The sequence below is a fragment of the Flammeovirga sp. EKP202 genome, from assembly GCF_014534745.1.
In the GTDB taxonomy this organism is placed as follows: domain Bacteria; phylum Bacteroidota; class Bacteroidia; order Cytophagales; family Flammeovirgaceae; genus Flammeovirga.
This window is the reverse complement of sequence record NZ_JACVVP010000003.1, coordinates 149,247-163,808: the sequence shown is the minus strand read 5'-3', so window position 1 is coordinate 163,808 and position 14,562 is coordinate 149,247. Positions and strand designations below refer to the sequence as shown.

10 protein-coding genes are annotated in these 14,562 nt (G+C 35.7%); 3 read left to right on the top strand and 7 right to left on the bottom strand.

From position 1 onward, the window contains the following. Nucleotides 1-262: 262 nt before the first annotated feature. The 3 genes from IC221_RS02805 to IC221_RS02795 form a co-directional block, all read right to left on the bottom strand. A complete protein-coding gene (locus tag IC221_RS02805) occupies nt 263-1,126 on the bottom strand; it encodes an AraC family transcriptional regulator (protein ID WP_188167502.1) in 864 nt (287 codons plus the stop codon). Between the two features lie 25 nt (nt 1,127-1,151). Next, on the bottom strand, nt 1,152-2,765 hold the full coding sequence (locus tag IC221_RS02800; protein WP_188167501.1) for a sodium:solute symporter: 1,614 nt from the start codon (nt 2,763-2,765) through the stop codon (nt 1,152-1,154). 603 nt (nt 2,766-3,368) lie between these two features. Further along, nucleotides 3,369-4,403 carry a glycosidase gene (locus tag IC221_RS02795; protein WP_188167500.1) on the bottom strand — a complete coding sequence of 345 codons (1,035 nt, stop codon included), beginning with the start codon at nt 4,401-4,403 and terminating at the stop codon, nt 3,369-3,371. A gap of 405 nt (nt 4,404-4,808) precedes the next feature. Here IC221_RS02795 and IC221_RS02790 point away from each other — a divergent pair, with 405 nt between their 5' ends. The 3 genes from IC221_RS02790 to IC221_RS02780 all read left to right on the top strand — a co-directional run bounded on the left by IC221_RS02790 (nt 4,809) and on the right by IC221_RS02780 (nt 9,537). Next, on the top strand, nt 4,809-6,797 hold the full coding sequence (locus tag IC221_RS02790) for a T9SS type A sorting domain-containing protein (RefSeq protein WP_188167499.1): 1,989 nt from the start codon (nt 4,809-4,811) through the stop codon (nt 6,795-6,797). Between the two features lie 737 nt (nt 6,798-7,534). Beyond that, complete coding sequence (locus tag IC221_RS02785) at nt 7,535-7,933, top strand: hypothetical protein (protein ID WP_188167498.1); 399 nt, start codon at nt 7,535-7,537, stop codon at nt 7,931-7,933. Nucleotides 7,934-9,138: 1,205 nt separating this feature from the next. Beyond that, nucleotides 9,139-9,537 carry a hypothetical protein gene (locus IC221_RS02780; RefSeq protein WP_188167497.1) on the top strand — a complete coding sequence of 133 codons (399 nt, stop codon included), beginning with the start codon at nt 9,139-9,141 and terminating at the stop codon, nt 9,535-9,537. 135 nt (nt 9,538-9,672) lie between these two features. On the opposite strand, the gene fbp is transcribed toward IC221_RS02780, so the two are convergent. The 4 genes from fbp to IC221_RS02760 all read right to left on the bottom strand — a co-directional run bounded on the left by fbp (nt 9,673) and on the right by IC221_RS02760 (nt 14,110). Next, a complete protein-coding gene (gene fbp, locus IC221_RS02775) occupies nt 9,673-10,704 on the bottom strand; it encodes a class 1 fructose-bisphosphatase (protein ID WP_188167496.1) in 1,032 nt (343 codons plus the stop codon). Between the two features lie 710 nt (nt 10,705-11,414). Then, nucleotides 11,415-11,981, bottom strand: coding sequence for an LUD domain-containing protein (locus IC221_RS02770; RefSeq protein WP_188167495.1), 567 nt, complete (start codon nt 11,979-11,981; stop codon nt 11,415-11,417). 1 nt (nt 11,982) lies between these two features. Next, entirely contained in the window at nt 11,983-13,353 is a 1,371-nt protein-coding gene (locus tag IC221_RS02765; protein ID WP_188167494.1) for a lactate utilization protein B, read from the bottom strand. Further along, nucleotides 13,337-14,110 (bottom strand): (Fe-S)-binding protein, encoded by a 774-nt coding sequence (locus tag IC221_RS02760; protein ID WP_188167493.1) that lies wholly within the window; start codon nt 14,108-14,110, stop codon nt 13,337-13,339. Before IC221_RS02760 ends, IC221_RS02765 begins: the two co-directional genes overlap by 17 nt. Nucleotides 14,111-14,562 lie beyond the last annotated feature (452 nt).

Below are 14,562 nucleotides of genomic sequence, written 5' to 3'. Positions count from 1 at the left end.
TTCTACACATTCCTGCTATTCAAAAGCAATAAGGGTGTAAAGATAGCCTTATTGCAGTTTTTGCGAAACGAATTCTATATAATATGATGAATGATTTTCGTTAGAAGTCGGAGACTTCTTGTGATCTTTAAAGCACAAATGACGCTGTCGCTTAACATTTGCGCTAGGGGAATGTACTCCCTCAATGGCGCGAATGTTAAGCGACAGCGTCATTCGTGTCCTATGAATCATCAGAAATCTCCTGATTTCTAAAAAAAGCCAACTATGCCGTCTGCAGATCCGCCAATGACTTTCTAAAATCGGAAGGGGTCAGACCTTTGAATTTTTTGAATTGACGGTTGAAATTTGAGAGGTTATTGAAACCGCATTCGTAGCAGATTTCGGCAATATTTTTATTTGAATTGATCAGGAAGAAGGCGGCTTTGCCTAATCGGATATCGTTGAGGAATTTGATAAAGCTTTTGCCTGTTCTTTTTTTGAAGAAATGACTGAAAGCGGAATCACTCATATTGATCAAAAGTGCAGCTTCTTTGACATCAATTGGGCGGTTGTAGTTTTCAAAAATAAACTCCAATACCTTGTTGATTCTTCGGCTTGTCTCTTGTGGATGCACGCCGATGAAACCATCAGAAGCTAGTGATCTTGTCTCTTGGCTGATGCCGAGTTGATGTAAGAGGTTGAAAAATAATATTACTCTTTCGAAGCCCGAACTGATCACCAAGTCTTTTAATATCAGCTTGATTCTATAGCGGTCTGTTCCTTCAAAAACGACGCCTTTACCTGAGTTAGAAAAGAGGGTTCTGATACTTTCAAATTCATTTTTCTTTAATAATGAATCTGAAATGATACTTCTTTTAAACTGTAAAGTAGTCACACATGGCTTGTCGGTAGACCCCTCTTCTTTCATCCATTTGTGTTGAATGTTGGGACCTAAAAACACTAAATCTTCCTGCTCATAATTTTCCACGGAATTGCCTACAATCCTTCGTCCGTTACAACCTTCCACTAGGGTCAGTTCAAAATCATCATGCAGGTGAATAGGATAATCAAAATCTGCATTCAAATGATGTTGTAAGACAAATAGATTTTCGTCACTTACCGGTGTTATTTCTGGAAAGACCTTCATGAGCTATATTGTTGTTTACTTTATTCTAAATAAAAATGACAAAAGAAAGAATCGCTAAAACAGCTAAAATTATGGCTTGTACTCTAAAGTTATGATACCATTTGCTATTTTTCAATTCTTTGGTCTCTTCATGCCATATTTCTGTAGTCCATAGGTTGCCTTTTAATTGTAATGCAGAAGGAGCTTTGGTACTCACGGAAGCGATCACACAAACCGCTACACTAATAGAAACTAGAATCGGTACCATTAATAAAAAGTGAACGTCTGCTAGGAAGGTTTTGTTTTTGAAAAGCAATAAACCTACGGCAGTAATAGCTCCCACTAATAATGTGGCAAAGGCGCCGTTGGCATTGGCACGCTTCCAGAATAAGCCTAAGAAGAAAATGGTCACAATTGGAGGTGCCAAGTAAGAGGCCATTTCTTGATAGTAATCTACTAGTGAGCCGAATTTCTGGATATTGGGAGCCCAAACTGCAGCGGTGATCAAGATGATTACGGAAATCACTTGCCCTACTTTTACCAGCTTTTCTTTTGAGGTATTCGGAAATGCGTTGGAGTAAAAATCCATTGTCAATAAGGTCGAGGCCGAATTGATGGACGCGGATAAGGTAGAAGTTAATGCTGAAATCATAGCGGCCATAATAATTCCCATTAAGCCTACTGGCATTAAACTCATGATCAGTCTTGGGTAGATTTCATTGACATCTACTAATTTTGTGACTTCATTACCGAACATGGATAATGGAACTTCTACCTCAAAAAGATTCATCAAACGGGCACATAAACCTGGGAAAATGAAGATAAATAAGGTGAAGATATAGAGGAAACCTACAAATAAAACACCTTTACGTCCGTCTTCAATTGATTTTGCAGAAAGTACTCTTTGCACCATCACTTGGTTATTTCCCCAGAAATAAAAACCGAGTACAGGAATACCTAAAATAATACCTAACCATGGGGTGGTGGCATCGTCCATTGGTCTTACTAAATGCAACCACATTCCATCACTGAAACGGTCCATCAGTACGTCCCATCCGCCAATTTCTGCAAAGGCTAAATAAGAAAGGATAATAGAACCGATGATCAAAATAACGGCTTGAACAAGTTCGGCATTGATAGCAGAAGATAGACCTCCAAAGATGGTATATGATCCTGCTATGATAGCCATAATATAAATTACTGTAGCTAAGTCGGCTTCAGGAAAGATCAATCGAATAATTAGTGCTCCTGAATATAATGCGGCTGCCGCATCTAAAAATACATTGCCAATAATAGTGATAATGGAAAAGAAGGTCTTCGGTCTTTTATCGTATCTTTTTTCCAAAAACTCAGGCATGGTATACACTCCTGATTTGATATAAAAAGGAAGAAAGAACATGGCAAAAAAGATCATTACCAAAATGGAAACCCATTGGTAATTGAAAACGGCTAACCCTGTTTTAAAGCCTTCGGCAGATTGGCCAATTAATGTAGTGGACGAAACCGAAGCGGCAAACAAAGATAAGCCCACTGCTTTCCAGGACATATTTCTTCCTGCAAGAAAATAAGATTCTGAATCCGAATTATTTGCATTTTTGAAAGCCCAGAAAAGTATGATTACGATATAAACAACAACAAAGCATAAGTCTATGTTGCTCATTTGGAAGTCCATAAGTTTTAATTTAAATCTGTATATTTCATTTCATATAATAAGCAAGGTGCAGTCATTTTACAAAACGCCCCTCTAGTGTTGAGCATATAGTAAACTACTGTTCACTTTCAATCAACATTTCTACTAGTTTTCTATGATCTACTTCCATGCTTTCCTTCTTCTTCATTTTTGTCTTGAAACAAAAACGAAGCAAAAAATTCAAGGCTTAGAAGTCAAAAGCTAAATTTCATTCCTTTCGCCTAAATGATTTTAAACTCGCTGCGCTCAAACAAGAAAATCATTCTTTACGGCTCAATCCATAAAATTCTTAACGCTTTTCCCTTCAAGGCCGGGAGAGCACTACCAAACGAATAGGGTAGTTGTTCCAATGGCGCGAATGTTAAGCGTAAGCGTCATTCGTGACCTATAGATCATCAGAAATCTCCCGATTTCTAAATACCATTCTTGGTTCACAACCTAATTAAGCAATAGTATCATCTGAAACTGAACTTTAGTGACGTATTCTGACTTAATACTTGCGATATTGAAATCAAAAAAATCATTTCTTAAAAAAATTAAGGTCCCAGTTGAAACGGGACCCTAAATAACACATTAATCCATTACCAAAGTAGTTTCTTTCGTATTATCCTTAATGAAAGAAACTAGCTCATGGATATCGCAAGTCGCTACACCACAATATTGATCACTACCGCCATAATAAATGTACAGTGTGTCATCAACTAAAACATTTCCTGTTGGGAAGACCACACCCCACTTATAAAGACCGCTTTTTTCCCAGTCTTCTTCAGGTTCCATGATATAATCTTTGGTTCTGTACAAGATCTTTGTAGGATCTTCTAAGTCCAACAGGCAAGCTCCAACTCTATAGCAGTTGTCCTTGTCCACACCATGGTAAAGCATCACCCATCCTTCGTCCGTTTTCACAGGAGGAGTGTTGCCACCTACTTTCACTTCCCACCATTCTTCACCTTTTAATAGTAAGTCAGATTCATGCTTCCAATTGACCATATCATCAGAAGATTGAATCCATATTGCAGGGTATTCCGTACCATACTCCTCACCGATCCACTCTTTCGGGCGGTGTAACATATAGTATTTATCATTTACTTTTTCTGGGAAAATAATCACATCACGGTCATCCAATTCAGGTTTTGTGATTCTTCCTACCCTACGGAAATTCTTTAAGTCTTTAGAAATAGCTAAGCCCGTATTGGCAATGTTTTTCTTTAATAGTTCCGGATGAAATTCATCCATTTCAGGAGCCACAACAGCATCATAACTGTATTTCCAATATTGTCCTGGAGGGAATGCTCTGTACGCATAAGTGATATAGAAAGTATCACCAAATTTTACAATTCTTGGATCTTCCACACATCCTGAGTCAGGCCCATCTTCTGAAGGAGAAAAAACAGGTTGATCTTGCACTCTTTTGAAGTTAAAACCATCTTCACTTTCAGCAAGACCAAAATAGATCTTATGGTCAAAATCGTCTCCCGCTGCTCGATACATCATATAAAACTTCCCGTCTTCATACCACGCTCCAGGGTTACACACTACCAAGTTTTCCCACTCGTTGGATGCATGTGGAGATAATACTGGATTTCCTTCAAATTTTGTAAGTTTCATGTTCATTTAGGTTTAAAGGCCCCAAGGAAAGAAAGACTATTTCTTGCCCTGATTCCTAATAACAGCTGAGGAATAAATTTGAACTTCATTTCCTCACCTGTTCAGATAAAAAAAAGATTGACGACGACATGAATACAAATGTAAAGGGGGGAAGTGATGCAATCTTATAGGATAAAACGCAATAGTGATACTTTTTTGAAATTGTTAATATAAATACATTGCAATATGCTCCAAAAAGTATCTATTAATGATATAAATTCGTGCAATATTCAAAAAAGTATCATGTTGTAACACAAAAGTAGTAGTGCAGGCCTTATCTCCTATCTACCTTTACAACCGTACTAATGCAAAACAAACATTACTTTTTGTACGGGTACTTAATCTTTCATTTAATGAGTATGATATATGAAATTTTTACAGCTATTCATTTTTTTATTCTTAGTACTTCAGCTTCACTTATTCGCTTCTACTGTTCAGCCTGAAATTTTAGAGGTCAACACTGAAAGCACTACTATTACTACTTTTGATAAGTTTGAAGCACTTGTAAAAGTAAAGGCAGACTTTGAAAATCCTTACGATCCTCAACATATAGATGTAAGTGCATCGATCACATTACCTGATGCAAGCACTATTAATTATCCTCTTTTCTTTTTAGAAGGCGATAGTGATAACTCTACTTGGGGATTAAGAATCGCTCCTAGAACTACTGGAGAATATACTTATACTATTACTGTTGTAACAGATGAGCAAAGTACAACTTCCACTTCTTTTACATTTAATGCGATTGAAAGTGAAAATCCAGGTTTCCTTCATACTGTTGACAAAAACTACAACAACTTGGTTTTTGATAATGGTGATGGTTTCAGAGGTTTTGGTTTGAATATGGGCTGGGAAGCTAGAAACAGTGAAAACCCAAAGTATACCTATGACTTCTGGTTTGATTTATTAGCATCACATCAAATCAACTTTGTAAGAACTTGGTTGAATGTACCTTGGAACTTACCGATCGAATGGAACAAAGTCGGTTCAGACCGATACAATGATTATAATGGCGTGGGCTACCACCCTGAAGGTTTGGCACGTATTGAATACATGATTGATGAAGCCGAAAAAAATGATCTGTATTTAATGTTGGCGATGGATTTCCACGGTGCACTTTGGGTCAATAATAATGACGGTTGGGGTAATAATGTATGGAAAGATCACCCTTACCAACAATTAGCAGGTTGTGTTAATCCTAACGACTTTTTCACGTTTGAAGAAGCAAGAAGACTTTATAAAAACAGATTAAGATACATCGTAGCACGTTGGGGGTACTCTACTTCGGTAGGTGCTATTGAATTTTTTAATGAGGTCGACAATACAATTATCTATGATGGACAAAATGTAAATCCTGCTGATGTAGTGGAATGGCATGATATCATGAGTAAGTATTTAAAATCGATCGATTATCATGAGCATATTGTTACGACAAGTATTAGTCATAATACCGTGAATGGCCTTTTTGATGTTCAGGAATTAGACCTTATTCAATCTCACCTTTATGGTTCTGTAGGCGGTATGGCTCAAAAAATTCAAGAGTTAACGAATAAGCATCAAAAACCTTATGTAGTAGGTGAAATGGGATTGGACTTTATGCCTCCTAATAATAATGATGAAGCCAAATGGATCAAAGATTTACAAAAAACAATGTGGTTGGGCATGTTTGAAAAAACATCAATCATTCCTATGACATGGTGGTGGGAAAACTATGAGGTTTGGAATGCTTACGACAAGTTTGAATTCTTAGCTGAATTTACGGAGAAAATGACGACAAAGAGTGACAATGAAATTAAGGAACTCACATTTGTAAACAGTGAAGACCTTGAAGGGCAAGGAATGGTGCTTAGAAACAGACATGGCTATGCCTTTATTCACGGAAACGGAAAGAATCTTAGAAACATCACATTCCAAGTGGACGGCCTTCCTCGTGATGAATATACTTTCTATGTCTACAATGCCTACACTTATGAAGAGAAAGACAGAGTAGATGTAACAGCAAGTAGCTCTGGCAAGTTTTACATCGAAATCAAAGACATCAAATCAAATGAAGACGTAGTACTTTATTTTGAAAATAAAAGAGGTGATGTGACTAGTATTGATGATCAATTTAAAAATATCAACTGGAAACTATACCCTAACCCTGCTCAATCAAAGTTGAACTATGCCATTGAGGAAATGTTCAACCCTGTTAATGCTCAATTTTTCATTTATGATATGAATGGCAAATTAATGCAACAGTCTCCTCTTTCTAAAAGTGAAAGTATCAATATTGAATTCTTACCAAAAGGTGTTTATGTTTTCAAAATTGTAACGGATGAAAGAGAAGACCACAAGGTGTTTATTAAGCAATAGATTTTAACAATTCTGGGTTTGACTGCTCAACGGTTCAATGCTCAATTTCAAGCTTTATTTAGGTTTGGGATTGAGCATTTTTTATGGATTACTTTCAATTAAAATTTGTACAAGCTTTCTAGCATCTACTTTCAAACTACCAAACTTAAATTCTAGACAATCCACAAGCATGAATTTTTAGCGATACCGTCATTCGTACCTAAAAAACATTAGAAATCTCACGATTTCTAACTAACATGAACACTCAATTTCCCTCCTTTTTCAAAAACGTACACCTTACGTTAATTTTATATGAAACTGGCACGCATTTAATAATATCTAAAATAAAAACTTGAAAAATGGTGAAATTTTACAGTATTATAAATTTATTAGGTAATTTTTTACGAAAATAATAAATAACATCTCTACTATTTCAAAAGGTTTTAAATATTACAGCTAACGAATCTTACTCAACAAAACAAAAGCAAGATATTTAAGAGCAATCATAAAATATTATTCTAAATAAATGTAAACATGCACAATGAAACAGAATAATATTCTGACATAAAATACAAAAAGTGACCGTTTACGAACAAGTTGTTCAGATACGCAATAAAAACAGTGTTCCATTTACACTTAAAACCCAACAAAACCAACTCAACATATTGAAAAACAATTAATTAACTCACTTTGGCAAGTCTTTAGTATATAGTAAAGCATAATTCAATGATACAAGAAAACACAAAATATATATAGTCATGAAATCTTTAAAACAACTTTTAGTTCTAGCGTTATTTGCAATCATCACTGTAAATCCTTCTTTCGCTAATCCTACTGATAACGAAGATAACGAGATTGACAAATTACGTGCTGCGGTTGAAAACGCAACAGCTACTGACTGGGAAGCTTACGCTGATGCGGCAGACAGATGTATCGAGTTGAAAGCGAACTTAAGTGAAGCTTATGTTTGGATCGAAAAATCAATTGCGATCAACGCTAATGCTGAGAACTTAGAAATCAAAGGAGATTACTTAGCATTAAATGGAGCAGACGACATGGCCATTGAAACATACAACAAAGCTATTTTAGCAGGAATGCTTGCTGGCGAAGATGTTTCTAAAATACAAAAGAAAGTATTGAAGTTATCTCGTCGCTAAAAAATAGCCTACGAGAGACGGATACTACTAAACATGAACGATAGATGAAGGCCTATAAGTGAAAACTTATAGGCCTTGTTTTTTATCATCAACTTTTACTCGACCTTTCTGCAAGCATTTATAGGATCTACTTTCAAGTTTCTTTCTTCTTCATTTTTCCATTGATGAAAAACGAAGCAAAAATTCAAGGCTTAGAAGTCAAAAGCTAAATTCCATTGCTCTCGCCTAAATGATTTTAAACTCGCTAAAGCTCGAACAAGAAAATCATTTTTAACGGCTCAATACATGAAATTCTTAACGCTTTTCCCTTCAAGGCCGAAGAAAGTACTACCTAACGAATTGATTAGAAAGACCACTGGCGCGAATGTTAAGCGATAGCGGTATTCGTGTCCTTCAGATCATTAGAAATCTCCTGATTTCTAAATGCCATAAATTTTCGTCAACTTTTACTCGACCTTTCTGCAAACATTTATAGGAGCTACTTTCGAACTTCCTTCTTCTGCATTTTTGTTACAGATCAAAAAACAACTGTATTATAACGCCCTCGGGAACCACAAGATACAAATAACATCATCTATAAATATTTGTGCCATTGGACCTTCTACCCAATTTGTTTGGTAGTACTGAAATACTCAATGAATAAGCCGAGAAGTCTTTTTAGTAGTACTCAATTTCAAGCTTTATAACTGCTCGAAACTGGGCTTTTTTTACGTCTTGAAATGGGGAGATTTCAAAAGCGTACACTTCACATTAATTTTATATGAAGCAGGCGTTAATATGATAATATCTCAAATAATTACTTTCAAAAAAGAAAATATTTAAACGATTTATAATTTATAAGCACAATAATTATAAAAATCATAAATAACCTATCTACTTCTTTTAAAGATTTTAAACATATTGGTTAAGAAATCTTTCCGCTCAGAATAAAAACAATGTATACTACATTAATTAAAGAATATAATTTTAAATAAATGTAAATAAATATTCTAATACAGAATTATATTTCGAAAAATTCAACAAAAAGTGATCGATTACGAACAAATTGTTCAAATATGTAATGAAAACTATGTACGATTTACACTTAAAACCCGAGGAATCAAACATAAAACTCTAACTATCAAGTACATAATTATTATTGGCAAGCCTTTAGTATAAGGTAAAGTGTATTTAATCGAATCAAAAAACAAAAAATATATATAGCCATGAAATCTTTAAAACAACTTTTAGTAATCGCGTTAGTTGCAATCATCACTGTTAGCCCTTCATTCGCTAACCCTACTGATAAAGATGATAATGAAATTTCAAAACTACGTGCTGCTGTTGAAAACGCTGCCGCTACTGATTGGGCAGTTTATTCAAACGCTGCTGAAAGATGTATCGAGTTGAAAGCGAACTTAAGTGAAGCTTTTGTTTGGATTGAAAAGTCAATCGCTATCAACGAAAACGCTGAAAATTTAGAAATCAAAGGTGACTATTTAGCATTAAATGGTGCGAAAGATATGGCTATCGAAGCTTACAATAAGGCAATTTTGGCTGGAATGATCGCTGGTGATGATGTTGCAAAACTACAAAAGAAAGTATTAAAAATGTCTCGCCGTTAATCACAAAGACATCTGCTAATGTAAGAGTGAACTGCGAATAACAACAAAGCCTTCAGGTGAAAATCTGAAGGCTTTGTTGTATATATAGGGCTGTAAATGATTACTGTTGATAATATCTCTTCATTTATTTCTCTTTTATTTGAAACTAATCAACTTTTGCACGTCTTCAAACTCATCTACTAAACCTTTAGAACCGATAATAATTGGCGTTCGTTCATGGTAGGCTTGTGGCTTAATGTCCATAATACGAATATCACCATTCGTTGCACGTCCTTTTGCTTGTTCAGTGATAAAGGCCAATGCGTGACATTCATACATTAATCTCAATTTTCCTTTTTTATATTGATCTGTTGCAGGATAAAGGTATACGCCGCCTTTTAGTAAGTTTCTATGGAAATCACATACTAAAGAACCTACATATCTTGTTCCTTTTTTCTTAGACTTCAACTCGTAAAGATACGTTTTCACATCTCTAGAAAATTCATCTTTATCTCTTTCATTCACGCTGTAATATTCTCCATCTTGAGGTTGGATAATATTAGGATGAGATAAAAAGTATTCTCCTAGTGACGGTTCGTATGTAAAACCATTCACACCACACCCTGTAGTGTACACTAACATGGTAGATGATCCATACAAAATATACCCTGCCGCCACTTGTTTTGTACCTTCTTGTAAGAAATCTTCTTTGGTGAAAGGTTGCCCTTGTGGACTCACTCTTTTGTAAATTGAAAAAATTGTTCCTACAGAAACATTAACGTCCACATTAGAAGATCCATCCAACGGATCAATGGCCACTACATATTTTGCATCATAATTTCCAGTGTCGATCACCTCATCACTCTCTTCAGATAAGATGGCACAAACCTGTTTTCCATTAATTAAAGCTTTCTTAAATCGGTATTCAGCAATAACATCCAACATTCTTTGAGGTTCACCCTGAATGTTTTCGTCTTCTGTCATTCCTTCAATTCCACTAAGTCCTGCCCTATTAATTTCTCTACTAATAATTTTAGATGCAATAACGATATCTCTCAATAATTGAGATAATTCTCCCGTGGCATGAGGAAATTCGCTTTGTCTTTGTGCGATGAATCGATCAACAGCAATTCCGACCGGTGACGTAAAAGTGTCCAGGTTAGCTTTAGATTTTTCAGTGTAAATCATAATTTAGTAATAGATATAAGTCTGAGAAGTACTGACTCAAAATTAGTTGGTAACCCTTTTATTTTTGATAAACATCTCATGTAACAAATTCTACTTTATCGCATTAACTGTATAAAAAATAAGCGGTGGAAGGTAATTTTGATGTTGGTACTTAAGTAAATACTTAGATGAATAATAATATCACTAGGTGTAAAAGGTAGTGTGTTGTTTACTAGTGATAAGAATTTTTTTAAAAGTTAAAACAAAGTTCTCGTTACTTCCAATCGATCTTTCTACAAGCATTTATAGGGTCTACTTTCAAGCTTCCTTCTTCTTCATTTTTCCATCGATGAAAAACGAAGCAAAAAATCTAGGCTTAGAAGTCAAAAGCTAAATTCCATTTCTCTCGCCTCAATGATTTTAAACTCGCTTTGCTCAAACAAAAAAATCATTTTTAACGGCTCATTCCATGAAATTCTTAACGCTTTTCCCTTCAAGGCCAGGGGGTGATACTACCAAACTAAAATGGTAGAAAGCTCAATGGTGCGAATGTTAAGCGATAGCGTCATTCGTGCCCTACAGATCATCAGAAATCTCCTGATTTCTAATCACTATCAATATTCGAAAACTTAGTTTACAGTGTATTTAAGAAGGTAATTAAAAAGATTGCATGATTCTTTATGAGATTTTCTTTGAACAATAAGGGTAGACACTATGGTCTACCCCTTCTTTTATTTTTGGATAAAGACAGTCAACGATTTGGCACCATGAGCACCTTTTACTAATGACTGCTCAATATCTGCTGTTTTAGATGGACCTGAAATAAATACTCCATATCCACTTTGTCTTGGTTCTACATAAGTGTACGCCTCATGCATGTTCCAGACTACTTTTTGATAAGGTAAAACAATCATCAAATGAGAACCAATAGCGGTCAATGCTCTTTCTGTTAAAGCATCTCCCTCTACCCATATGGCTCCATTTTCCGCTACCCCTAATTCTCCTTCAATCACCGAAAGGTTAAGATCTGCCATTTCAGTATTTTCTAAAGTATTGGTATAACCTAGTTCAGAAATTGGAGAATAAACTGGTCCTTCTTCCGCTCGTTCAGCGACAAGCTGGGCTAACGCCGCTTTGTCTTCACTGATGATTACTTCAACACCCAACGTCTCTAATGTTTCCAAGAAGAAGCTGTGTTTATCATCGGATAGTCCTTCAAAAATAGGCACCAAAGGCAGCGCTTTAGAGGGTAATTGAAGGTCTTTTATATTACTTAAGATTTTTTCTTTTGCTGTCATTTTATGAATTGTTTTTCTTGTACCAATCATCAAATGTTTGTGTAGGAACAGGTAATTCCCTTTTTATCCCCCAAGTGTTCAATGGATTATAAATCAACACTCTTGGGCCTTTCAAGAAGGTATTTCCTACTTTACTGATCATCTTAAATAACTTAGGATTCCCCATGGCTTTACCTGCCATTTTCATACTCAACTTCTTGGCTGGATCATAGTTGGTTTCTTCCATAATGATCTGTCTCCATTTATAGAGTTGTGTATGAATATCAATTTTTACTGGGCAAACATCACTACAAGATCCACATAGTGTAGAAGCAAATGGCAACGAGCTATGTTTCTTCAAGTCCTTTCCTGGAGATAAAATAGAACCGATTGGACCTGGAATAGTATAAGTATAGCTATGACCGCCGCTTCTTCTGTAAATCGGGCAAGTGTTCATACAAGCACCACAACGAATACAATTCAATGACTTTCTGAAATCATCTCTACTCAATTGTTCCGTTCTACCATTATCTACTAAAACAATGTGCATCTCCTTACCGCCTTTTGGTTTATGGAAATGTGAGCTGTAAGTAGTAATGGCTTGTCCTGTTGCACTTCTAGCCAATAGTCTTAAGAAAACCCCTAGATGTTCTACCTTGGGAATAATCTTCTCGATCCCCATACAAGCAATATGAACTGGAGCTAAATTGGCTCCCATATCTACATTACCTTCGTTGGTACAAACGACAAAACCACCTGATTCAGCCACCGCAAAGTTGACTCCTGTAATGGCTGCGTCCGCTTGTAAAAACTTGTCTCTAAGGTGTTCTCTTGCTGCTCTTGTTAAGTAAGTGGGGTCAGTGGCTCCTTTTTCAGTATTAAGATGCTCATGGAAAAGTTCTCCTACTTCTTCCTTTTTCTTATGGATAGCAGGTAGTACAATATGACTTGGATGTTCTTTGGCTAACTGCACAATGCGTTCACCCAAATCAGTATCCACCACATCAATATCATGTTGGTTGAGGTGGGGGTTCAAGCTACATTCCTCCGTCAACATGGACTTACTTTTCACAACGTTTTTCACATTGTGCTTTTGAAGAATAGACAATACAATATCATTGTGTTCTTGAGCATCTTTAGCCCAATGTACATGAATGCCATTGGCTTGTGCTTGTTCTTCAAATTGCAATAAATATTTATCTAAATGAGATAATGTATGTGCTTTGATTTGAGCTGCAATCTCTCTTAGCTCTTCCCATTCTGGAATACCGTGTGTTGCTTTATCTCTTTTTTCACGAACAAACCATAGTGCTTTGTCGTGCCAAGAAACTCTTTCAGGGTTTTTATTAAATGCTTTCGCCCCTGCCGGATGATTTTTATACTGCGTTGACATAAGCTTTTTCTTTATCAGTAGTTGTTGAGTTGATTTCCGAAGCTAAAATTTCAGCCAAATGAATCACCTTAATAGGTAGCTTTTCACGCTGAATGATACCATCAAGGTGCATTAAACACGACATATCTCCAGAAGTGATGTATTCAGCTCCTGACTCGATATAATCCTTCAATCTATCTGTACCCATTCGTACCGAGATGTCTGGTTCGGAAACACTAAAAGTACCTCCAAATCCGCAGCATTCATCCGCTCTTTTTGGTTGGATCAATGTCACTCCTGTTACCTGCTCCACGAGTACATCTTGCTTTGAAACATCACAAGTGACTCTTTCTGAACATTGACCCAAACGCATTCCTCTTAGTCCATGACAGCTCTTATGAATTGCCACTTTATGAGGAAATTCAGCTTGAAGCTCTTTTTCTTTGATTACATCATAAATGAACTCCGTTAGGTCAAATACTTTATCAATCATCGGGGCCATAGTTGGATATAAATGAGCTCCATGCTCTCTTACGTGTAAGACACAACTTGCAGAAGGTCCAACTACGTAATCAAAATCTTTAAAATTATCGTAGAATACTTTAAGAGCATCCACTCCATCTTTTTCACATCCTGAATTGGCCATTGGCTGACCACAACAAGTTTGACTCAATGGGTAAGTTACATTTCCATACTTTTGTAATAGCTTAAGCGTAGCTTTTGCTACTTCAGGATAAAACTGATTTATATAGCAAGGTATAAATAATCCAATTTCCATAACTGTTGAACTAAAGGTTAGGGTGTAAGTTTAATCAAGTATTAAATGGTTGTTCTTGTGTGATAGTAGAGCGCTGAACAAGTCTTACTCTTCTTTTAGAATCTATCATTGAAGAACGTGATTAGGTTAATTTTCAATCAAATAATTTCTATTCCATTTCGAATCAACAATCTCACAAACTGAAATGGAGGTGGATCAGCTTACAATCTTAAGGTATTCTAAAATCTTCCATTTCATCATTAAAGAACAGATTAAATCCGTTCAATTGGTTTGAAAAAGTATTGCTTGCATAAAAGCAAGCAATACTTAAGTACTAGAAGTACTTATTAGTGATCTCTGTTAAGCTAAAAATAAAGTCACTTTTGAAAAAATTGATAATCCCTTTCAATTCCAACTTAACAAGTAGGCGTCTGTAGCTTAAAAAGTTGAATAATGTAATTTAAAAAATGAGT